Below are 22132 nucleotides of genomic sequence, written 5' to 3' on the forward strand. Positions count from 1 at the left end.
GGCCCGGCCCTGCGCGACGTCCCCTCACCCGGTGCGGCGCGCCAGGGTCCGCTCGAGATCCGTCTGGACCTCGGCGTCGATGACCCGCGCGTCGACCACGCGATGCATGGCGTCGAGATCACCGGTGAAGGCCCGGAAGAGCAGGAGCAGGTCGACGTCGTGCTCCGGTCGCTGGACGTGGACCGAGGCACCCGGCTCGATCGACCCCGGAGCCACCACGGAGAGGTAGGCGCCCGTGCGCCCCTCGTCGCTGAACCGACGGACCCAGCGGGGCTCGCCCATGTGCTCTGCGAAGGTGCCGCAGGGGATGCGCGGCACCTCGACGCGCAGCACGACGTCGCCGATCGTCCACAGCTCGCCGACGAGGGCGCGCGTCATCTCGACGCCCTCAGTCGTGAGGTTCTCGCCGAATCCGCCTGCGGCGATGGGCCGCCCGATCTGAGTGGACCACCAGCGCTGATCCTCCGACGCGTAGGCGTAGACCGCCTGCAACCGGCCGCCGTGGTGTCGGGGGTCGCCGATCTCGTCGCCGACGGCGCCGCTGCCGAGCCCGCCGCGCTTGGGCCCAGGGTCGCGCACCTTGATGTGGCCGACAGGCCGCTTGTCGATGGCTGTGCTCGGCACGTCGGGGCGACGCCGCGGCAAGCGGTGCCCCACGTTGACCGACACGATGCGACCGCTGACCGAGCTCTCCCTGGCGCCATCCACCGCGCGAGCCTAGCCGCCGGCGTTGGCTAGGTTGGGTCCATGAGTGCCGCCCCCGTGGTCGTGACCGTGCCCGACGAGGCGTATGCCGCCGCGCTGGCAGACGTCGACGGCGTCGACGTCGTCGTGTGGGACATGGAGCGGCCGCTCGAGCGCGGCAGTGAGGTGCGCCTCGCGGTCATGCCCTACATGACCCGGCTCACGGTGTCGGACATCAGTGCCGGCCTCGACTCGCTCGAGGCCGTGCAGATCCAGAGTGCGGGCTACGAGGGCTTCGTCGACGGGCTGCCCGAGGGCGTGGCACTCTGCAACGCAGCCGGGGTGCACGACGCCAGCACGGCAGAGCTCGCCCTGACGCTGACGCTGGCCTCGATCAGGGAGATCCCGGAGTTCGTTGCGGCACAACGCGACTCGCACTGGCCGCCGCTCACACTGCATCGAGCGCTGGCCGACCGGCGGGTGCTCGTGCTCGGCTACGGCAACATCGGTCGGGCCGTCGTGCGCCGCTTCCTGCCCTTCGAGGTGTCGGTGACGGCGGTCGCCTCACGCGCCCGGGCGGGCGACGACCTCGTCGACACGGTCCACGGCATCGACGAGCTGCCCGAGCTCGCAGCCGGAGCCGACGTGCTCGTGGTCATCGTCCCGCTCACCGACGCGACCCGTGGACTCGTCGACGCAGACCTCTTGGCACGGCTGCCCGACGGGGCGCTCGTCGTCAACGTCGCGCGCGGCCCGGTGGTCGACACCGGTGACCTGCTCGCGGAGTGCGCGTCCGGGCGCCTTCGCGCCGCGCTCGACGTGACCGACCCCGAGCCGCTGCCCGAGGACCACCCGCTGTGGGCGACCCCGGGCGTGCTCATCACGCCGCACGTCGGGGGCGCGACGGAGGCGATGCGGCCGCGGGCCCTGGAGCTGATCCGGCGACAGGTCGTCGCAATGCGCGACGGAGAGCCGCTGCTCAACGTCGTCGCCACCGGCTGACGCCAGTTGGCACGGACTGACTCCGGCTGACTCGCCCTCAACCCGTGCGCGCCGGACCCTTGTCGGTGCACCGGTGCATAGTGGACACTGTGAACATGACCGAGACCATCGTCGCCATCGGCACGCGCAAGGGGCTCTGGATCGCCCGCAGCGACGACCGCAGCACCTGGAGCCTCGAAGGGCCCCACTTCCTCATGAGCGAGGTGGCCTCGGTCGCGATCGACACCCGTGAGGGTCGCTCGTCGCTGCTCGCGGGGGTCAAGTCGTGGCACTGGGGCCCGACGGTCCAGTCGAGCACCGACGGTGGACGCACCTGGACCGAGAGCGCCGAGCGCGCGCTGGCCTTCCCGGCCGACACCGACACCGCGCTCGAGCGGGTCTGGCAGCTGACCCCCGACCCCAACGACGCCGACGTCGTGTGGGCGGGCGTCGAGCCGCACGCCCTCTTCAAGAGCACCGACCGGGGCGAGCACTACGAGCTCGTCCGCGGGCTGTGGGACCACCCGCACCGCCCCTCGTGGGAGCCGGGCTTCGGAGGCGGGGCGGTGCACACGATCGTGCCCGAGCCCGGCCACCCCGAGTCGGTGCTCGTCGCGATGAGCGCCGGCGGCGTCTACCGCTCGTCCGACGGCGGCGAGACCTGGGTGCCGAGCAATCCCGGCATCCGTGCCGGCTTCATGCCCGACAACGAGTATCCCGAGTACGGCCAGTGCGTGCACAAGGTGGCCCGCGGCCAGGGCGACGGGGAGCTCTTCGCCCAGAACCACAACGGCGTCTACCGATCGCACGACAACGGCGCGACGTGGGACTCCATCGCCGACGGCCTGCCCACCGACTTCGGGTTCACGGTCCTCGCGCACCCGCGCCGGGCCGGAGTCGTCTGGGTCGTGCCGGTCGCCGACGCGGGGGAGCGCATCCCGCCCGACGCCCAGCTGCAGGTGCAGCGTTCCGAGGACGCGGGCGCGACGTGGCGGCAGCAGGCGACGGGCCTTCCCGACCACAGCTACACGTGCGTCCTGCGCGACGCTGCGGCTCTCGACTCGGCTGACCCTGTCGGGGTCTACCTCGGCACCCGCAACGGTGACGTCTTCGCGTCCGCCGACGAGGGCGAGTCCTTCCAGCGCATCGCGACCCAGCTGCCCGACGTGCTCGTCGTGCGCGCCGCCCAGATCGCCTGAGCGGCAGAGGATTCCGTATGCCGTCCGCCCCCGTCCGCGTCATCCTGCCGGGCATGCTGCGCGACCTCGTCGGCGGTGTGTCCGAGATCGAGGTCGAGTCGCCGGCCGACTCGCAGACCGTCGCGCAGCTGCTCGACCGCGCCTTCGCCGAGCACCGGGTCCTCGACGGCAAGGTGCGCGACGAGCGAGGTCAGATCCGCCGCCACGTCAAGGTCTTCGTCAACGGCGAGGACGCGACGCGCGGTGACGGTGTGGGCACGCCGGTGCCTGCGGGCGCCCGGGTGCACATCATCAACGCCGTCTCCGGCGGCTGACGTCAGCCGCTGACGCACGGCAGCGTCAGGGGCTGACGCCGAGCAGCACTGGCAGCACGACCTGCTCGAGCTCGCCGCGTTCGAGGGCGCCGGGTTCGATGAGCCGCTGCGTCATCGACCCCTGGGTCAGTGCCATCGCGACGCGCACGAACTGGTCGGTCGTCATCGGCAGGGTGATGTCACGAGAGGTGATCGCGTCGTCGACGACCCAGACGAGCGCCTCACGGATCCGCCGCTGCTGCGCGGCCCAGGCGCGCCGGGCGCCGGCGTCGCGGATGGCGTGCAGGGTGAACTCGGTCGTCAGCAGGACCGAGCGCTCGTGGCGGCCGGGCTCGTCGGCGAGGGCGGCGAAGACGGCGCCGAGCACCGCCTCTGGCGAGGCCTCGGTGCGTGCGGCCGCCGTGATGCGCTCGATGACGGCCTCAGCCTGTCGGGTCGAGAGGTGGATGACGAGGTCGTCCTTCGACGAGAAGTTCGAGTAGAAAGCGCCGCGGGTGAATCCCGCACGCTCGCAGATCTCCTCGACGGTGGCGCCGTGGAAGCCGCGCTCGGCGAAGACCTCGCTGGCCGCGTCGAGAACACGCGATCGGGTGGCCTGACGACGGGCGCTGACCCGGGCACGCGGCGGGCTGACAGGGGCTGAAGGAGGCGGCATACCTCTTACGATACAACCTCGTATTGCATACAGAGCCGTATCGGATACATACTTGTATCGTGAACAACCGAGAGACACAGGTCCGCAGTCAGCGCGAGGTCGTCGCCACGGGAGTCGCCGTCGCCGGCACGCACGAGCCCTTCGTCGAAGGCGTGGACTTCGTCGCACCCGGGGGAGCGGTCACCGTGGTGCCCTGCGACCCCGGCGTGCCCCAGGTCGCGCTCGCGCTCGCCGTCGGCGGTCGCGTCGCGCTCGCTGCCGGCGCCGTGTCCGTCGGTGGGTCGACCGACCGCACCGACCTCCAGGTCCGCACCCGCCTCGTCGACGTCTCGGACGTCACCGCACCCGAGGACACCCTTGCGCTGCGCGCGGTCATCGCGGAGGAGCTGGCCCTCGCCGAGCGGCCCTCCTCCCGCGCCGACGTCGACCACTTCCTCGCGGACCGCGACCTCACCGACCTGCGGCAGCGCCGGTGGGAGAGCCTGCCGTCCGGCCTGCGCACCCGCCTGCTCATCGAGCTGGGCTCGTGGCACCCCCGCGTCCGCGTGCTCGTGCTCGCCGGGCCCGACCGCCACGGCGGCTCCGTCGCCGAGTGGTTCGAGGCCGCGCGTGCGGCTGCCGACTCCGGCCTGACCGTCATCGTTCTCTGCTCGCCCGCCACCGCGTCCGCGCTGGCGTCGCACATCCCCTCTGGAGCCTCAGCATGAACCCGTTCCGTCTCGCAGCCTCCGAGCTGCGCCGACTCACGGCCTCCCGCATGGCGCGCCTCGGCGTCATCGCCCTCGCGCTCATCCCGACGCTGTATGCCGGCCTCTACCTCTACGCGAACCACGACCCCTACGCCGCCCTGTCGCAGGTGCCCGCTGCCGTCGCCAGCGACGACCGCGGAGCCACTCTCGACGGGGGCGAGCGACTCGACGCCGGGTCGTCCGTCGCCGACAAGCTCGTCGACTCCAAGTCGTTCGCCTGGCACAAGGTGTCGAGCGCGGAGGCGCTCGCCGGCGTCTATGACGGCACCTACTCGTTCGCCGTCGTCATCCCCGAGAGCTTCTCCGCCGACCTCGCGGCCACGAGCGACTTCACGCCGCGCAAGGCGGAGGTCATCCTCGAGACCAACGACGCCAACAACTACATGACGACGATGATGGGCAACACGGTCATCAAGGAGGTGCGTGCCTCGGTGGCCTCCCAGGTCAGTGAGACCGCCGCCGACCGGCTCCTCGTGGGCTTCACCGAGATCCACGACGAGCTCGGCAAGGCCGTCGACGGCGCCGACCAGCTGCGCTCCGGGCTGGCCAGCGCGGACGACGGCGCGGCCACGGCGCAGCAGGGTGCCCAGTCGCTCGCCTCCGGTCTCCACCAGCTCTCAACCGGCGCGGCGAAGCTCGACGACGGGCTCGGCCAGGCCGTGTCCGGTGCGGACCGTCTCCACACCGGGGCCAGCTCGCTCGCCTCGGGCCTCGGGACCCTGCAGTCACGCACGGCATCACTGCCGGCCCAGACCGCACGCCTCGCCGACGGCGCGGCGCAGGTGGCCGCAGGCAACAAGCGGATCGCCGTCATCGGTGACCGGGTCGCCGGCATCTCCACCGACCTGCGCGCCAAGGTGGGCGCCGAGCGCGACCCTCTCATCGCGCAGCTTCGAGCCGCCGGTCTCGACGACGCCCAGATCGCCCTCGTGCAGCAGCGTCTCGACCGGGTCGACTCCCTCGTCGTGCAGGCCGACGGCAAGGTGCAGCAGGCCTCCTCCGACCTCGACCGACTGGCGACCGGAGCCGGGCAGGTCGCGACCGGCGCACGAGCCCTCGCCGACGCCACCCCCGCCCTGACGGGTGGAATCCGCGACGCCGCCGACGGAGCCCGCCAGCTGCGAGACGGTTCGGCGTCTCTCGAGTCGGGCCTGCGCGCCCTCGACGCCGGCGCGGGCCAGCTGCGCAGCGGTGCGGATTCGGCTGCCAGCGGGGGCGACTCGCTGGCCGGTGGCATCGGTCAGCTCAAGGCCGGACTCGACAAGCTGGCTTCCGGCGCGACCGAGCTGCACAGCGAGCTCGCCAAGGGCCGCGACTCGGTGCCCAACCCGACCGACGCCCAGCGCACGGCCGTCGCCAAGACCATCGGTGACCCCGTGACCGTGCAGTCCGACTCGCTGGCCTCCGCCGGCACCTACGGCGCGGGTCTCGCACCCTTCTTCGTCAGCCTCGCCCTCTGGATCGGCGCCTACGTGCTCTTCCTCCTCGTGCGTCCGTTGTCGACCCGGGCGCTCGCGACGAGCCAGCGCTCGGTCCGCACAGCTCTCGGGGGCTGGCTCGCCCCCGTCGCCATCGGTCTCGTGCAGAGCATCGTGCTCTTCGGCATCGTCGCCCTGGCGCTCGACCTGCCTGTCGCGAACCCGCTGCTCGTCGTGCTCTTCGTCGGCTTCGTCTCGCTGACCTTCGTCGCGATCCTCCACGCGCTCGCGGCCCGCCTCGGCGCCGTGGGCAAGTTCCTCGGCCTCGTCTTCATGGTCGTGCAGCTCGTCAGCGCGGGCGGCACCTTCCCGTGGCAGACCCTTCCGGCGCCTCTCCAGGCGGTGCACCACGTCGTCCCGATGACGTATGCGATCGACGGGCTACGGCGCCTCATGTACGGCGCGGACCTCGCGCCGGTGCTGCTCGACCTCGGCGTCCTGGCAGGCTTCCTCGTCGCGGCGCTCACCGTGTCGACCATCGCCGCGCGCCGGTTCCGGGTGTGGACGCCGGAGCGGATCAAGCCCGAGCTCAGCCTCTAGGCCCTCCGGCTGACAAGGCCCCCGCGGCATAGCATGCTGTGGAGGTATGAGCAGTGCGGCGAAAGACAAGACCCTCATCCTCATGCGGCACAGCAAGGCCGAGGAGGGCTTCACCAAGCCCGACCACGACCGCGAGCTCGCCGCCCGCGGCCGGCGCGACGCCACAGCTGCGGGCAGCTGGCTGCGTGAGGAGGGTCTCGTGCCCGACCTCGTCATCTGCTCGACCGCCGTGCGCACGCGCCAGACCTGGGACCACGCCCGCAACGGCGGGGCCGGGGCCGAGTTCGTCGAGTTCCGGCGCAGTGTCTACACCGGCGGCGCCGATGCCGTCCTGGAGACGATCCGCGAGGACGGCGGCGAGATGGAGACGGTGCTCGTCGTCGGCCACAACCCCACCGCCGCCGAGCTCACGAGCCTGCTCTGTGACGGCGAGGGCAGCCACGAGGCGCACGAGGCCCTCGCCCAGGGCTTCGTCACGAGCGGGCTCGCCGTCCTGAGGTATGCCGGCGACTGGGCCGACCTCGACGCCGGGTCGTGCGCGCTCCGCCGTTTCCACGTCGCCCGCGGCTGACGGCATACGGCCGCGGGAAGGGCATGGAGAGGGTCGGCACCTGAGATGCCGTGTCCACCACGCGGACACGGTTCTATGCTGCAGGCATGACGCAGACGCCTGACATCAAGCCCCGCAGCCGCGACGTCACCGACGGTCTCGAGAAGACCGCCGCGCGGGGGATGCTCAGGGCCGTAGGGCTCGGCGACGACGACTTCGCCAAGCCGCAGATCGGCGTCGCGAGCTCGTGGAACGAGATCACCCCGTGCAACCTCTCCCTCGACCGGCTCGCCAAGGCGGTCAAGGACGGCGTGCACGCCGGCGGCGGCTACCCGCTCGAGTTCGGCACGATCTCGGTGTCCGACGGCATCTCGATGGGCCACGAGGGGATGCACTTCTCGCTCGTGTCGCGCGAGATCATCGCCGACTCCGTCGAGACCGTGATGAGCGCCGAGCGGCTCGACGGCTCAGTGCTGCTCGCTGGTTGCGACAAGTCGCTGCCCGGCATGCTCATGGCCGCCGCACGCCTCGACCTGGCGTCCGTCTTCCTGTATGCCGGCACCATCCTCCCGGGTGTCGCCAAGCTCTCCGACGGCACCGAGAAGGAGGTCACGATCATCGACGCCTTCGAGGCCGTCGGTGCGTGCAACGCCGGACTCATGTCGCGCGAGGACGTCGACGCGATCGAGCGCGCCATCTGCCCGGGCGAGGGTGCCTGCGGCGGCTTCTACACCGCCAACACGATGGCTGCGGTCGCCGAGGCGATCGGCATGTCGATCCCCGGTTCCGCCGCGCCGCCCGCGACCGACCGCCGCCGCGACATGTACGCCCGCAAGTCGGGCGAGGCCGTCGTCGAGCTGCTGCGCCGCGGCATCACCGCCCGCGACATCATGACGAAGCCGGCCTTCGAGAACGCCATCGCCGTCGTCATGGCCTTCGGCGGCTCGACGAACGCCGTGCTCCACCTGCTCGCGATCGCGCACGAGGCCGACGTCGACCTGACCATCGAGGACTTCCGGCGCATCGGCGCCAAGGTGCCGCACCTCGCCGACGTCAAGCCCTTCGGCAGCTTCGTCATGAAGGACATCGACCACATCGGCGGCATCCCCGTCGTCATGAAGACGCTGCTCGAGGCCGGCCTGCTCGATGGCGACTGCCTCACCGTGACCGGCAAGACGATGGCCGAGAACCTCGACGACATCAACCCGCCGCACATCGACGGCCGCGTCATCCGCGAGATGTCCCGGCCGATCCACAAGACAGGTGGCCTGACGATCCTCACCGGCTCGCTCGCCCCCGAGGGTGCCGTCGTGAAGTCGGCCGGCTTCGACGAGTCCGTCTTCGAGGGCACCGCGCGGGTCTTCGACGGCGAGCGCGCCGCGATGGACGCCGTCGAGGCCGGGTCGCTGCAGAAGAGCGACGTCGTCGTCATCCGCTACGAGGGGCCCAAGGGCGGTCCCGGTATGCGCGAGATGCTCGCCGTGACGGGCGCGATCAAGGGCGCCGGCCTCGGCAAGGATGTCCTGCTGCTCACCGACGGCCGCTTCTCCGGCGGCACGACCGGCCTCTGCGTCGGCCACGTCGCACCCGAGGCCGTTGACGAGGGCCCGATCGCCTTCGTCCGCGACGGCGACACGATCCGTCTCGATGTCGCGAGCGGCTCCCTCGACCTGCTCGTCGACGAGGACGAGATGGCGCGGCGCCGGGCCGAGGGCGTCACGCACCCCGAGCCGAAGTACACCCGCGGCGTCCTCGCGAAGTACCGCAAGCTCGTCGGCAGCGCCAGCGGCGGCGCCGTCTGCGGCTGAGCCGCTCTGGCACCCGCCCCCGCACCCCACACCCCGGTTCGAGGTGATGCTGGCAGCCACGTGTGGCCCGGTATCACCTCGAATCGGGGGTGAGCCCGGGGTGTGGGTGGGTGGTGCGCTGCTGGTTCGAGGTGATGCTGGCACCCACGTCGGGCCCGGTATCACCTCGATTCGGGGGTGGGTCCGGGGGTTGGGGGTGGGTGCGCCGCCGGTTCTCAGCGGCGGTCGTCGCGGAAGGCTCGAGGGGTCAGCCCTGTGCTCTCCCGGAAGCGCCGGATCAGGTGCCGTTCGTCGCTGAACCCCGTCGTCGCCGCGATGTCGCGCACGCCGAGGCCGGTGTGGACGAGAAGGTCGGTGGCGGCGGCCAGCCGGCGTGCCCGTCGGTGGGCGTAGGGGGACGTGCCCGTGGCCGCCCGGAACCGCCGCCGCCACGTCTCGTAGGGCAGACCCACCTCGGCTGCCACGGCGTGCAGGTCCAGGGCGTCCGCGAGGTCGGCCCCGAGCAGCTCGAGGGAGCGGTCCAACCACCCGACACGGTGGGGCCCTGGGCCCGACGCTGACGCCGCGGCCGTCGCCTCCAGGAGTGCTGCCAGCAGGTCCAGGGCCTCGGCGTCGCGCCCGTCGACGTCTGCCGGTCGGGGCCGGTCGGTGAAGGCTGTGAGCCGGTGGCGCCAGTGGGCCACGGGGAGTCCTTGCAGAAGCGGTCGATCGGGGGAGAGCGCGCCACGACGGCGCGCCAGCTCGAAGACGGCACCACCGAAGACGACGAAGAGCTCGTCCCACCCGCCGTGGTCCGCGCCGTACCAGTGTGGGTGCCCGGGGTGCACGAGGACGAGGGTGCCGGCCCGGATGGTCTCGTCGTGCGCGGCATCCCGGTAGCGCCCCGTGCCCGCCGCGACGAAGGTGAGGCCCCACGTCGGGTGGCGCCGGCGCGTGCCGACCGGGAGCCCGCTCCCACCCGTGATCCGGCCGGCAACGAGCACCTGGCCGAGACGGCCGCCGGCGACCTGTGCGGTCACCGGGTGGACGGATCTCGTCGGCGTCATGCTGCCATCGAACCAGCACGTACCCCTGTGACCACAACGTTCCGGGTCTGCTGGTGAGCCCTGCGGTGTGATCGTCCCACCGACGACCACTCCGGTCGCTCTCGATCCACGGAGGACACCGATCCATGCCCACCGAACTGGTCACCGACCCGCTCCCCGAGCTCACCACGGCATACCCCTTGTCAGAGGAGGACGTCGTTGCCTACCGCACGAACGGCCACGTCCGCCTGACCCAGGTGGCGACTGCCGCGGAGGCGGCCGCCTACCGTGATCCCGTCGCCGCTGCGGTCGAACGGCTCAGCACCGAGACGCGACCGCTCGCCGATCGCGACAGCTACGGCATGGCCTTCCTGCAGGTGATGAACCTCTGGAGGCACGACGCCGCTGTCGAGCGCTTCGTCAAGGCCATGCGGTTCGCCGACGTGGCGGCCCGCCTGCTCGGCGTGCCCCGGGTGCGCCTCTACCATGACCAGGCGCTCTTCAAGGAGCCCGGCGGCGGCTACACGCCGTGGCACCAGGACGCGATGTACTGGCCGCTCGACGGCTCCCGGTGCCTGACGATGTGGATGCCGCTCGTCGACATCACACCCGCGCACGGCGGACTCGCGTTCGCGTCGCGCAGTCAGGTCGACGGGCCGCTCAGCGACATCGGCATCTCGGACGCGTCGGAGGAGCACTTCGACCGGCTGCTCGAGGAGCGGGGTCTCGCCATCGACGAGCCGGTGGCGATGCGGGCCGGGGACGCCTCCTTCCACTCCGGCTGGACCGTGCACAAGGCCCTCGGCAACACCGCGGACCGGATGCGCGAGGTCATGACGGTCATCTGGTTCGCGGACGGCCTGCCGGTCCTCGAGCCGGCCAACGCGTCGCAGGCGAACGACCTCGCCTCGTGGCTTCCCGGTCTCGCTCCCGGTGACCTCGCCGCGTCGGCCGCCGACCCTGTCATCCCGGCCATCGTGCCGAGCTGACGGCTGCGGTCAGGCGAGCGCAGGCACGTCGATCGCGAGGTGTCGCCAGACCGACGTCACCTCCATGCCGACCTTCTCGTAGAGGCCCAGCGCACCGGTGCGCGAGTCGGTCGAGAGCTCGGACCGGTCACCGCCGTGCACCCTCCCGGTCTCGAAGGCGTCGACGAGCAGCGCCCGTGCCAGGCCGCGTCCGCGCTCGTCCTTGCGCACCGCGAGCTTGTCGACGTAGGCGCAGCGGTTCGACACGATGACGAAGGCCATGCCGACGACCTCGCCCGCCGGGTCGACGGCGAGGCGCAGCTGCCAGTCCTCGTAGCCGGGCCGGTGCACGACGTTGGCCGCCCACTCCTCGAAGGTCGACCGTTCCCGCTCCGACCACTCGAGGAAGGCGTCCTCGTTGACGACCCAGGCGGCGCGGTGGTCCGCGTCACCGGAGGCGGGCCGGACGGCATACCCCTGTGGGAGGGGCTGAGGCGCGATGACGGCGCCGGCGGGCAGCTCGAGCACCCACGAGGTCCAGAGCGGGCGGTAGCCGAGCGCGGTGAGGAGCCGCTCGCTCGCGGAGTCGCCGGGCACCGGCTGGCCCACGAGCGAGCCGCCGTCGCGCGCCGTCACGGCCTGCGACCACTGCGCCAGCGCCGTCCCGATGCCACGCCCGCGGTATGCCGGGTGGACCGCCGCGTCGCCCCAGCGGGCCTTGTAGACCTCGGCGTAGGCGACGAGCCGCCCCCCGTCGAACACCCCGACCGACTGCGTGGCGGGGTCGAAGGCCGGCCGCTGCCAGTCGCCGACGATGTCGGCCTCCTCGATGAGCTCCTCGCCGACGTCGTGCACCTCGCACGCACCGATGAGGGCCGCGACGTCGGCGGCATCGCCGGGGCGCAGCGGCCGGGTCGCCAGGTCGGTCGCCAGGTCTGGCGACACGTCGGGGGACGCAGGCAGCGTCAGGGGCACGGGCGCCAGTGCGGTCGTCATGGCACCGAGTGTCCCGACCGGGGCGAGGCCCCCACAACCGAATTCGTCGGCACCCGGGTCCGGTGGCAGCGGGGGGAGTGCTCCGGTGACAGTGGGTGAGATCACGGACCCACATGCTGAGACGGACTCATGGGCCGATTGACACCGCAGGGGCCGCGTAGGACGGTTGTCAGGTGGCGCGACTCCTCGTACTTCCATAGCGCGCGACCAGCTCCAACGGTCAGCGCGCTCCCTTCCGTCCCTGCGGGACAGAAGGGTTTTTTTGTGGGTCGAGTCGGCCCGCCACGGCAACACGACGATGTGCTCGAGACAAGGATGAGATCGTGAGCGACACGACGAAGCAGGCGCCCTCGCCGGCTGACGTGGCCTCCAGGGCCCGTCAGCGTCCGACCCCGACGGCCCCCGGTGGCCAGTCGGGCGCGGCCCCCACCCCCGGCCACGAGGTGGTCCCGGGCGTAGTGGTCACCGGGGCCCAGTCGCTCGTCCTGTCCCTCGAGGCGATCGGTGCCGACACCGTCTTCGGCATCCCCGGCGGCGCGATCCTGCCGGCCTACGACCCGCTGCTCGACTCGACGAAGGTCCGCCACATCCTCGTGCGCCACGAGCAGGGCGCCGGCCACGCCGCCGAGGGGTATGCCGCCGCCACCGGTCGCGTGGGCGTGTGCATGGCGACGTCGGGGCCGGGTGCGACCAACCTCGTCACGCCGATCGCCGACGCCCACATGGACTCCGTGCCCATCGTCGCGATCACCGGTCAGGTCGCGAGCGGCTCGATCGGCACCGACGCCTTCCAGGAGGCCGACATCCGCGGCATCACGATGCCGATCACGAAGCACAACTACCTCGTGACCGACCCGGCGAAGATCCCGCAGGCGATCGCCGAGGCCTTCCACGTGGCGAGCACCGGCCGCCCCGGTCCCGTCCTCGTCGACATCAGCAAGGACGCCCTCCAGGCGACGACGACCTTCAGCTGGCCGCCGCAGATCGACCTGCCGGGCTACCGGCCGGTGACCCGGCCGCACGGCAAGCAGATCCGTGAGGCGAGCCGCCTCATGTCCGAGGCGAAGCGACCCATCCTCTACGTCGGTGGCGGCGTCGTGCGGGCGCACGCCAGCGAGCAGCTGCGCACCCTCGTGGACCTCACCGGCATCCCTGTCGTCACGACCCTCATGGCCCGTGGCACGGTGCCCGACAGCCACGAGCTCAACCTCGGCATGCCCGGCATGCACGGCACCGTCGCGGCCGTGACGGGGCTCCAGCGCTCCGACCTCATCATCGCGCTGGGCGCCCGCTTCGACGACCGCGTCACCGGCCAGCTCTCGACGTTCGCGCCGGGAGCCAAGGTGATCCACGCCGACATCGACCCGGCCGAGATCAGCAAGAACCGCACCGCAGACGTGCCGATCGTCGGTGACGTGGGCGAGGTCGTGAACGACCTCATCACCCAGATCACCCTCGACCGCGCGACCGCCTCCGACGACGACCAGACGTGGGACTTCGCGTCATGGCGCGAGCAGGTCGCCGAGTGGAAGGCGACCTTCCCGCTCGGCTACACCGACAGCGACGACGGCACCCTCTCGCCGCAGTACGTCATCGAGCGCATCGGTGCCCTCTCCGGTCCGGAGGCGACGTATGTCGCGGGCGTCGGCCAGCACCAGATGTGGGCTGCGCAGTTCGTGCAGTACGAGCGCCCCAACGCCTGGATCAACTCGGGCGGCCTTGGCACCATGGGCTACTCGGTGCCGGCGGCCATGGGCGCGAAGGTTGCCGAGCCGGAGCGCACGGTGTGGGCGATCGACGGCGACGGCTGCTTCCAGATGACCAACCAGGAGCTCGCGACCTGCGTCATCAACAACATCCCCATCAAGGTGGCCATCATCAACAACAGCTCGCTCGGCATGGTGCGCCAGTGGCAGACGCTCTTCTACAACGAGCGCTACTCCAACACCGACCTCCAGCCGACGACCCAGCGGGTGCCCGACTTCGTCAAGCTCGCCGACGCCTACGGCTGCCTCGGCCTGCGCGCCGAGACGCCGGCGGAGGTCGACGAGGTCATCAAGCTGGCGCTCGAGACGAACGACCGCCCGGTCGTCATCGACTTCATCGTCCACCGTGACGCGATGGTCTGGCCGATGGTGCCGGCGGGCGTCAGCAACGACAAGATCCAGGCCGCGCGCCACGCCGCACCGGTCTGGGAGCGGGAGGACTGAGGCATGAGCAAGCACACCCTGTCGGTGCTCGTCGAGGACAAGCCCGGCGTCCTCACCCGGGTCGCGGCCCTCTTCTCGCGCCGCGGCTTCAACATCGACTCGCTCGCCGTCGGCCAGACCGAGATCCCCGAGATCTCGCGCATCACGGTCGTCGTCGAGGTCGAGGGCGCCGCCCTCGAGCAGGTGACGAAGCAGCTCAACAAGCTCATCGAGGTGCTCAAGGTCGTCGAGCTCGAGCCGAACGCCTCGGTGCAGCGCGAGATCATGCTCGTCAAGGTGCGCGCCGACGCGGGCACCCGCAGCCAGGTCATCGACACGATCCAGCTCTTCAAGGCCAAGGTCGTCGACGTCTCGACCGACGCCATGACGATCGAGGCGACCGGCAACTCCGACAAGCTGCGGGCCCTGCTCGACGTGCTCGAGCCGTTCGGCATCAAGGAGCTCGTCCAGTCGGGCATGGTTGCCGTGGGTCGCGGACCCCGGTCGATCACCGACCGGAGCCTGCGCAGCGCCTGATCCGGCACCAGCCCGCACACTGCCTCAGCCCCAGCGAAACCCAGCCTCACCGTCCCGCTCAGCCCAGCGGCATACCGCCGCAGATCCCCAACCGAAGGAGAAGGCCACGATGGCCGAGATGTTCTACGACGACGACGCCGACCTGTCGATCATCCAGGGGCGCAAGGTCGCCGTCATCGGCTACGGCAGCCAGGGCCACGCCCACGCGCTCAACCTGCGTGACTCGGGGGTCGACGTGCGCATCGGCCTCGCCGAGGGCAGCAAGAGCAAGGCGAAGGCCGAGGCGGAGGGCCTGACCGTCGTGTCGGTCGCCGACGCGGTCAAGGAGGCCGACCTCGTCGTCATCCTCACGCCCGACCAGGTGCAGCGCGGCGTCTACGCCGAGCACATCCAGCCCAACCTCAAGAAGGGCGCGGCCCTGCTCTTCGGCCACGGCTTCAACATCCGCTTCGGCTACATCAAGCCGGAGGCCGACGCCGACGTGCTCATGGTCGCCCCCAAGGGGCCCGGCCACATCGTGCGTCGCGAGTTCGTCGACGGCCGTGGGGTGCCCGTGCTCCTCGCCGTCGAGCAGGACGCCTCGGGCACGGCGTGGGAGCTCGCCAAGTCCTACGGCAAGGCGATCGGTGGCCTGCGCGCAGGCGGAATCAAGACGACCTTCACCGAGGAGACCGAGACCGACCTCTTCGGCGAGCAGGCCGTGCTCTGCGGTGGCGCGAGCCAGCTCGTCATGTACGGCTTCGAGACCCTCGTCGAGGCGGGCTACCAGCCCGAGGTGGCCTACTTCGAGTGCCTCCACGAGCTCAAGCTCATCGTCGACCTCATGATCGAGGGCGGCATCGCCAAGCAGCGCTGGTCGGTCTCCGACACGGCCGAGTACGGCGACTACGTCTCCGGACCCCGGGTCATCGACCCGCACGTCAAGGAGAACATGAAGGCCGTCCTCACCGACATCCAGAACGGCGCCTTCGCCAAGCGCTTCATCGACGACCAGGACGCCGGCGCGCCGGAGTTCAAGGCCCTGCGCGAGAAGGGTGCCCAGCACCCGATCGAGGCCACCGGCCGCGAGCTGCGCGGGCTCATGGCCTGGGTCAAGCAGACCGACAGCGACTACATCGAGGGTTCAGCCGCACGCTGACAGCCCGGTGAGGAAACGCTGGAGCGCCAGCGACCGAGGCCCGGAGCCGGGCGCGGAAGCGGGTGCATAGGCTCCGCTCGCTGACAGTGCGCAAGCGGGCGCGTAGGCTCCGCTCGCTGACGTCACACTGCACGGCTTGGGAGGCCGGCCGCCCGTTCGTGGGGCGGCCGGCCTCCGTCGTCAGTGCGGCAGACCGCTCGCGAGCCACTCGGAGAACGTGCGGCCACCGATCTGGGCTGCACCGGGGGAGGGCACGTTGCGCTGCTCGGCGAAGGCCCGCATGGCCCGGGTGAGCGCCGGCACCCGGACGACCCGGGGAGCCGAGGCGCCGCGCTGAGCGCGCAGCAATGTCGCGACCTGCGGCAGCGTCAGCACCTCGGGCCCGGCCACGTCGGTCGCGCGGGCGTATGCCGCCGGGCGGGGCCCCAGCGCGAGGTCGGCGAGCCGCTCGGCGACGAAGTCGGTGTCGACGGACTGGAATGCCAGCTCACCGAGGGTCACGGTCAGCGGGCCGAAGGAGAGGCGTTGCGCGAAAGACGCTGCGAGGGAATGGAACTGGGTCGCGCGCAGCACCGTTGCTGACCCGCCGGCCGCAGCGATCGCCTTCTCTGCTCGCAGCTTCCGCCGGTAGTAGGTGAGCGGGTGGTCGTCGATGCCGACGATCGAGATGTGGACGAGGTGCACGTCGTGCGCTGTGGCCGCGTCGGCGAGGAGGCGCGTGCCGTAGACGGTGACCCAGTCGCCTTGTGACGGGTCGTCGGCGCAGTGGACGACTGACTGGGCGCCCCCCAGCACCGCCTCGAGCCCGTCGCCCGAGACGAGGTCGACGCCCGTCCGCCGGCTCGCGGGCACCACCTCGTGCCCGCGGCCCGTCAGCTCCCGGACCACCCGCGCACCCAGATCACCGGCCGCACCCGTGACGACGACTCTCATGGCCTCACGGTAGTCCGGCGACGGCTCGGCGGGACCGCTATGACGGTGCCGAGCTAACGCCGGCGTTCCGGCATACGGGATGGTCGGTCCACGGGCTGATATCCGCACCGGGGGGCGTGGCGCTGTTCACATGGTGGTTACACGTCGTGATATCGCGAGCCGGAGCGCCTAGACTCGCCGGGGCACATCGCGGTGCCTCCGACGGCCCGCGCCCGGACCAGTGTGCGGGCCCCGCACCCGTCCGGAAGGGATCCCCCTGTGAGCAAGCCCGTTGTCCTCATCGCCGAAGAGCTGTCGCCCGCCACGATCGAGGCGCTCGGACCCGACTTCGAGGTCCGCTCGGCCGATGGAGCCAACCGCGAGGAGCTCCTCCCCGCGCTCGCCGACGTCGACGCGGTGCTGATCCGCTCGGCCACCAAGATGGACGCCGAGGCGATCGCCGCGGCCAAGAACCTCAAGGTCATCGCCCGCGCCGGTGTCGGCCTCGACAACGTCGACGTGCAGTCGGCGACGCAGGCCGGTGTCATGGTCGTCAACGCGCCGACCTCCAACATCACCTCCGCCGCCGAGCTCGCCGTGGGCCTGCTCCTGGCGACGGCTCGCAACATCGCCCCCGCCAACCAGGCCCTCAAGGGCGGCGCGTGGAAGCGCAGCAAGTACTCCGGCGTCGAGCTGCTCGACAAGACCGTCGGCGTCGTCGGCCTCGGCCGCATCGGCGCCCTCGTCGCCGAGCGGCTCAAGGGCTTCGGCATGAAGATCGTCGCCTACGACCCCTACGCCTCGCCCGCCAAGGCCGGCCAGCTCGGTGCCCAGCTCGTGAGCCTCGACGAGCTGCTCGCGCAGTCCGACTTCATCACGGTGCACCTGCCCAAGACCCCCGAGACCCTCGGCCTCATCGGCGAGGACGCCCTCTCGAAGGTCAAGCCGTCGGTGCGCATCGTCAACGCGGCCCGAGGCGGCATCGTCGACGAGGCCGCGCTCGCCCGCGCCATCGCCGAGGGCCGCGTGGCCGGCGCCGGCATCGACGTCTTCGTCACCGAGCCGACGACCGAGTCGCCGCTCTTCGAGCACGAGTCCGTCGTCGTGACGCCGCACCTCGGCGCCTCGACCGACGAGGCCCAGGAGAAGGCCGGCATCGCCGTCGCCAAGTCGGTGCGCCTCGCCCTCGGCGGCGAGCTCGTGCCCGACGCCGTCAACGTCAGCAGCGGCTTCATCGCCGAGGAGGTGCGTCCCGGCATCGCCCTCGTGGAGAAGCTCGGTCGCATGTTCACCGCCATCGCCGGTGCCGTGCCCGCCCAGCTCGACGTCGACGTGCGCGGCGAGATCACGGCGCACGACGTCAGCGTGTGGAAGCTCGTCGCGCTCAAGGGCCTGTTCACCGATGTCGTCGAGGACTCCGTCACCTACGTCAACGCCCCGGTGCTCGCCGAGCAGCGCGGTGTCGTGGTGCGCCTCGTGACCGACCCCGACTCGGGCGACTTCCGCAACGTCACGACGCTGCGCGGCACGCTCGCCGACGGCACGGTCGTCTCCGTCTCCGGCACGCTCACCGGCCCGAAGATGGTCGAGAAGCTCGTCGGCGTGGGCGGCTACGACCTCGAGGTGCCGCTGTCGGACCACATGCTCGTCTTCGAGTACTCCGACCGCCCCGGCGTCATCGGCAACGTCGGCCGCATCCTCGGCGACGCCGGCATCAACATCGGTGGCATGCAGGTCTCGCGCCAGGGCGACCACGCGATCGGCGTGCTCAACGTCGACAGCGCGGTGCCGCAGGCTCTCACCGCCTCGCTGAGCGAGGCCATCGACGCGACGACGTTCTCGGTCATCGACCTGCGCGCCTGAGCGCCGGGGCGAGCGCCCCATCCCGTATGCCGCTGGGCCGGCACCCACGATCGGGTGCCGGCCCAGCGGCATACCGGCGCGGTCGGTTTCCGGACGTGGCGAGCGGAGCCGGACCGAAGGGGGACGAACGGCCCTGTGGCCGGACCCGCGACCGGTCGACGCTGGAGGCATGGGATCTGTCATCACGGCCGAAGGGCTGACCAAGGCGTTCGGTGACACCGTCGCGCTGCGCGACCTCACGCTCGAGGTCGAGTCGGGAGAGGTGTTCGGTTATCTCGGGCCGAACGGCGCCGGCAAGACGACGACGCTGCGGCTCATCATGGGGCTCATCAGACCGACCCGGGGCAGCGTCAGCGTGCTCGGGATGGACGCCTGGCGTGACGCAGTGCCGATCCACGCACGTGTCGGCTACGTGCCGGGTGAGCTCGTGCTCTATGACCGCCTGACGGGCTACGACCACGTCGACTACCTCGCGGCGCTCCGCGGCAGTGCCCGGCCGGCCCGCGTCGAGCAGCTCGCCGAGCAGCTCGACCTCGACCTGCGCCGGCCGGCGCGCGAGCTGTCGCGCGGCAACCGGCAGAAGGTGGCGCTCGTGCTCGCCCTCATGAACGAGCCGGAGCTGCTCGTGCTCGACGAGCCGACCGGCGGGCTCGACCCGATGGTCCAGCGGACCGTCCAGGGGCTCATCCTCGACCACGCCGCCGGGGGAGGAGCGGTCCTGCTGAGCTCGCACGTGCTCGGCGAGGTGCAGCGCGTGGCCAGCCGCATCGGGGTGCTGAGGGCAGGTCGCCTCGTGGCCGTGGAGCGACTGGACGACCTGCGGGCCAAGTCGCTGCACCACGTCGAGGTGCAGTTCGCCGACACGGTGCCTGCGGCCATCCTCGACCCGGTGCCGGATCTGCGCGACGTGGTCGTCGACGGGCCGAGCCTGCGGTGCAGCGCCCCCCAGTCGTCGCTCGACGCCGTCCTCAAGGTGGTGAGCGCCCACCCCGTCGTCGACTTCGCCTGCGCGGAGGCCGAGCTCGAGGAGACCTTCCTCGCTTACTACGGAGCAGGTGAGACCGATGCTGCGTGACATCACGACCAAGACGCTGAGGGACCAGGGGCGGGCCTTCGCCGGGTGGGGTGTGGCGATCGTGCTGCTCGTCGCGATGTACGTCGCGATCTGGCCGAGCATGCGCGACCAGCCCGCGATGTCGGACTTCATCGACCAGATGCCGGAGGCGTTCCGCAACCTCTTCGCCACCGCGGGAGCCGACATGTCGACCCCCGTCGGCTACCTCCAGATCGAGCTCCTCTCGTTCATGGCACCGATCCTCGTCATCCTCTACGCCGTCACCGCCGGGTCGGCGGCGGTCGCCGGGGAGGAGGGCCGCCGGACCCTCGACCTGCTCGTCACCGCACCGGTCAGCCGTCGGCGCATCGTCCTCGAGAAGACGGCCGCCATGGTCGTCGGCACCGTGGGGCTCTCAGCCCTGCTCGGTCTCGCCCTCGTCGTCGAGGGCCGGTTCGCCGACATGAACCTGCCCGTCGGCGATGTCGCCGCCGCCATGCTGCACCTCGCCCTGCTCGGCCTCGTCTTCGGCGGAGTGGCGCTCGCGGTCGGGTGCGTCACCGGGCAGGCCGGCCTGAGCAAGGGCATCGCCGCCGTCCTCGCCGTCGTCACCTACATCGTCAACGGCCTCGGCGCCATGGTCTCGTGGCTCGAGCCGCTCCAGCGCTACTCGCCCTTCTACCAGTACGCCGCTCATGACCCGCTGCGCCACGGGGTGTCGTGGCCGGCGGTCGTCGTGGCGCTCGTCACAGTGGTCGTGCTCGTCGTCGTCGCGGTCCTCGGCTTCGAACGGCGCGACGTGCGCAGCTGAGCACGGAATCCGAGGTGCACAGCGGGGTCCGCTTGCGGATCCGTCGTGGAAGCGGCCGACACATGTCGGACACCGCGTCTCACGTGGTGGAAACCCCCTTTACCCGTAGTTACCGAGGCGTACCGTCGAAGACATGACGCGGCGGCTCGTACTCATCGCCAGCCGCGGCGAGTCCGGGTAGTCAGCCACCTCGCCGCGGAGACCCCGCGTTGCCGGCTGACCGGTTCGCCCCGACAGGGGCTCGAGCCACCCGAGACCCAACCGACACCACGAAGGAGTGATGACCATGAGCGACGATGCCATGGCCGCCCGCCAGGCGCTGCAGGAGTCCATGGACCTGCGCGACCAGGGCCACACCGAGGACTGACCTCGCCGACGAGCCCCCGCCACCTCGGCGGGGGCTCCGGCATTTCCCCGGAGCATCACCGCTCCACCACACCGCCGATCGATAAATGAGACGGCGATCCCACATCACAAGACGGGTTCTAGGCTGAAATCATGACGCAGACGCAGGTTCGGGACGCCTACTCCATCGCTGTCATCGGCGGGGACGGCATCGGTCCGGAGGTCGTGGCGGAGGGTCTCAAGGTGCTCGAGGCCGTCACCGCCGGCGGTCCGAAGTTCGCGACGACGGAGTATGACCTCGGCGCCCGGCGCTGGCACGCGACGGGCGAGACGCTGCCTGACTCGGTGCTCGATGAGCTCCGTGGCCACGACGCGATCCTGCTCGGCGCCATCGGTGACCCGAGCGTGCCGAGCGGCGTGCTCGAGCGCGGCGTCCTGCTGCCGCTGCGCTTCGCGCTCGACCACTTCGTCAACCTGCGGCCGGCGAAGCTCTATCCCGGAGCGAGCAGCCCCCTCGACGTGGCCCGCGTCGCCCCCGACGGCATCGACTTCGTCGTCGTGCGTGAAGGCACCGAAGGCCCCTACACCGGCAACGGTGGTGCACTCCGGGTCGGCACGCCGGCCGAGATCGCGACCGAGGTCAGCGTCAACACCCGCTACGGCGTGGAGCGCGTCGTGCGCGACGCCTTTGCCCGGGCCCAGGCGCGTCCGCGCAAGCACCTCACGCTCGTGCACAAGCACAACGTGCTGACGTATGCCGGCCACCTCTGGCGCCGCACGGTCGAGGAGGTCGGTGCCGAGTTCCCCGAGGTCGAGACCGCCTACCAGCACGTCGACGCCGCGACGATCTTCATGGCGACCGACCCCGGCCGCTTCGACGTCATCGTCACCGACAACCTCTTCGGTGACATCCTCACCGACATCGCCGCGGCCATCGCCGGCGGCATCGGCCTCGCGGCCTCCGGCAACATCAACCCGGCCCGCACGACGCCGAGCATGTTCGAGCCCGTCCACGGCTCGGCGCCCGACATCGCCGGCCAGTCCAAGGCCGACCCGACTGCGGCCATCCTCTCGGTCGGCATGATGCTCGCCCACCTCGGCCTCGACGCCGAGGCCGCGCGGGTCGAGGCGGCCGTCGAAGCCGACCTCGCCGAGCGGGGTGACGCCGTCCGCAGCACCACTGCCATCGGCGACGCCGTCGTCTCGCGGCTCTGATCCCACCGACCCGACCCCGACCCGGCCCCGACGCGACCCTGACGCCGACCGGCCGGGCCCGCCGGACGGCATACCCCCGCCAGGCGGCACGGGTGGCCGGGCGGCAGATGCCCGCCGGACG

Annotated in this window: 21 protein-coding genes; 16 read left to right on the top strand and 5 right to left on the bottom strand. The window is 71.4% G+C overall.

All coding sequences use genetic code 11. The annotated features are described in order from the left end of the window. Positions 1-24: 24 nt before the first annotated feature. Positions 25-708 (bottom strand): MOSC domain-containing protein, encoded by a 684-nt coding sequence (locus FHX52_RS00760; protein ID WP_246069550.1) that lies wholly within the window; start codon positions 706-708, stop codon positions 25-27. 39 nt (positions 709-747) lie between these two features. Here FHX52_RS00760 and FHX52_RS00765 point away from each other — a divergent pair, with 39 nt between their 5' ends. The 3 genes from FHX52_RS00765 to FHX52_RS00775 all read left to right on the top strand — a co-directional run bounded on the left by FHX52_RS00765 (position 748) and on the right by FHX52_RS00775 (position 3178). Continuing rightward, positions 748-1686 (top strand): 2-hydroxyacid dehydrogenase, encoded by a 939-nt coding sequence (locus FHX52_RS00765; protein ID WP_141819048.1) that lies wholly within the window; start codon positions 748-750, stop codon positions 1684-1686. A gap of 95 nt (positions 1687-1781) precedes the next feature. Beyond that, on the top strand, positions 1782-2864 hold the full coding sequence (locus FHX52_RS00770) for a WD40/YVTN/BNR-like repeat-containing protein (protein ID WP_141819049.1): 1083 nt from the start codon (positions 1782-1784) through the stop codon (positions 2862-2864). Positions 2865-2881: 17 nt separating this feature from the next. Continuing rightward, on the top strand, positions 2882-3178 hold the full coding sequence (locus FHX52_RS00775) for a MoaD/ThiS family protein (protein WP_141819050.1): 297 nt from the start codon (positions 2882-2884) through the stop codon (positions 3176-3178). Between the two features lie 25 nt (positions 3179-3203). Here the strand turns inward: FHX52_RS00775 and FHX52_RS24060 are convergent, their stop codons facing one another. After that, the gene (locus FHX52_RS24060; protein WP_221630419.1) at positions 3204-3833 is read right to left on the bottom strand and encodes a TetR/AcrR family transcriptional regulator; all 630 of its coding nucleotides are present in this window, start codon (positions 3831-3833) and stop codon (positions 3204-3206) included. Between the two features lie 59 nt (positions 3834-3892). Between FHX52_RS24060 and FHX52_RS00785 the strand changes: the two genes are divergently transcribed. The 4 genes from FHX52_RS00785 to ilvD all read left to right on the top strand — a co-directional run bounded on the left by FHX52_RS00785 (position 3893) and on the right by ilvD (position 8958). Then, entirely contained in the window at positions 3893-4540 is a 648-nt protein-coding gene (locus FHX52_RS00785; protein WP_141819051.1) for a hypothetical protein, read from the top strand. After that, on the top strand, positions 4537-6600 hold the full coding sequence (locus FHX52_RS00790; RefSeq protein ID WP_141819052.1) for a YhgE/Pip domain-containing protein: 2064 nt from the start codon (positions 4537-4539) through the stop codon (positions 6598-6600). Before FHX52_RS00785 ends, FHX52_RS00790 begins: the two co-directional genes overlap by 4 nt. Before the next feature lie 46 nt (positions 6601-6646). Then, the gene (locus FHX52_RS00795) at positions 6647-7171 is read left to right on the top strand and encodes a SixA phosphatase family protein (protein WP_141819053.1); all 525 of its coding nucleotides are present in this window, start codon (positions 6647-6649) and stop codon (positions 7169-7171) included. Between the two features lie 86 nt (positions 7172-7257). Then, positions 7258-8958 carry a dihydroxy-acid dehydratase gene (ilvD, locus tag FHX52_RS00800; protein WP_141819054.1) on the top strand — a complete coding sequence of 567 codons (1701 nt, stop codon included), beginning with the start codon at positions 7258-7260 and terminating at the stop codon, positions 8956-8958. A gap of 215 nt (positions 8959-9173) precedes the next feature. Here ilvD and FHX52_RS00805 read toward each other — a convergent pair whose 3' ends face one another. Continuing rightward, entirely contained in the window at positions 9174-10004 is an 831-nt protein-coding gene (locus tag FHX52_RS00805; RefSeq protein WP_141819055.1) for a helix-turn-helix domain-containing protein, read from the bottom strand. A gap of 125 nt (positions 10005-10129) precedes the next feature. Here FHX52_RS00805 and FHX52_RS00810 point away from each other — a divergent pair, with 125 nt between their 5' ends. After that, positions 10130-10972 carry a phytanoyl-CoA dioxygenase family protein gene (locus tag FHX52_RS00810; protein ID WP_141819056.1) on the top strand — a complete coding sequence of 281 codons (843 nt, stop codon included), beginning with the start codon at positions 10130-10132 and terminating at the stop codon, positions 10970-10972. 9 nt (positions 10973-10981) lie between these two features. Here FHX52_RS00810 and FHX52_RS00815 read toward each other — a convergent pair whose 3' ends face one another. Further along, positions 10982-11947 carry a GNAT family N-acetyltransferase gene (locus FHX52_RS00815; protein ID WP_141819057.1) on the bottom strand — a complete coding sequence of 322 codons (966 nt, stop codon included), beginning with the start codon at positions 11945-11947 and terminating at the stop codon, positions 10982-10984. Between the two features lie 323 nt (positions 11948-12270). Here FHX52_RS00815 and FHX52_RS00820 point away from each other — a divergent pair, with 323 nt between their 5' ends. From FHX52_RS00820 to ilvC, 3 genes are all read left to right on the top strand, one after another. Then, positions 12271-14157 carry an acetolactate synthase large subunit gene (locus FHX52_RS00820; protein WP_141819058.1) on the top strand — a complete coding sequence of 629 codons (1887 nt, stop codon included), beginning with the start codon at positions 12271-12273 and terminating at the stop codon, positions 14155-14157. 3 nt (positions 14158-14160) lie between these two features. Then, positions 14161-14673: an acetolactate synthase small subunit gene (gene ilvN, locus FHX52_RS00825; RefSeq protein WP_141819059.1), complete on the top strand. Its 513-nt coding sequence runs from the start codon at positions 14161-14163 to the stop codon at positions 14671-14673. Positions 14674-14782: 109 nt separating this feature from the next. Then, positions 14783-15811: a ketol-acid reductoisomerase gene (gene ilvC / locus FHX52_RS00830; RefSeq protein ID WP_141819060.1), complete on the top strand. Its 1029-nt coding sequence runs from the start codon at positions 14783-14785 to the stop codon at positions 15809-15811. 180 nt (positions 15812-15991) lie between these two features. Here ilvC and FHX52_RS00835 read toward each other — a convergent pair whose 3' ends face one another. Then, positions 15992-16744 (bottom strand): SDR family oxidoreductase, encoded by a 753-nt coding sequence (locus FHX52_RS00835; RefSeq protein WP_141819062.1) that lies wholly within the window; start codon positions 16742-16744, stop codon positions 15992-15994. Between the two features lie 258 nt (positions 16745-17002). Between FHX52_RS00835 and serA the strand changes: the two genes are divergently transcribed. From serA to FHX52_RS00860, 5 genes are all read left to right on the top strand, one after another. Beyond that, the gene (serA, locus tag FHX52_RS00840; RefSeq protein WP_141819064.1) at positions 17003-18586 is read left to right on the top strand and encodes a phosphoglycerate dehydrogenase; all 1584 of its coding nucleotides are present in this window, start codon (positions 17003-17005) and stop codon (positions 18584-18586) included. Positions 18587-18755: 169 nt separating this feature from the next. Then, positions 18756-19661, top strand: coding sequence for an ABC transporter ATP-binding protein (locus FHX52_RS00845; RefSeq protein ID WP_141819066.1), 906 nt, complete (start codon positions 18756-18758; stop codon positions 19659-19661). Further along, positions 19651-20451, top strand: a complete 801-nt coding sequence (locus tag FHX52_RS00850) for an ABC transporter permease subunit (protein ID WP_141819068.1) — start codon at positions 19651-19653, stop codon at positions 20449-20451. Before FHX52_RS00845 ends, FHX52_RS00850 begins: the two co-directional genes overlap by 11 nt. A 280-nt stretch (positions 20452-20731) precedes the next feature. Further along, positions 20732-20818, top strand: coding sequence for a 3-isopropylmalate dehydrogenase (locus FHX52_RS00855; protein WP_246069834.1), 87 nt, complete (start codon positions 20732-20734; stop codon positions 20816-20818). 131 nt (positions 20819-20949) lie between these two features. After that, positions 20950-22011, top strand: coding sequence for a 3-isopropylmalate dehydrogenase (locus FHX52_RS00860; RefSeq protein ID WP_141819070.1), 1062 nt, complete (start codon positions 20950-20952; stop codon positions 22009-22011). Positions 22012-22132 lie beyond the last annotated feature (121 nt).

It is taken from the genome of Humibacillus xanthopallidus, assembly GCF_006717145.1.
Classification (GTDB): Bacteria; Actinomycetota; Actinomycetes; order Actinomycetales; family Dermatophilaceae; genus Humibacillus; species Humibacillus xanthopallidus.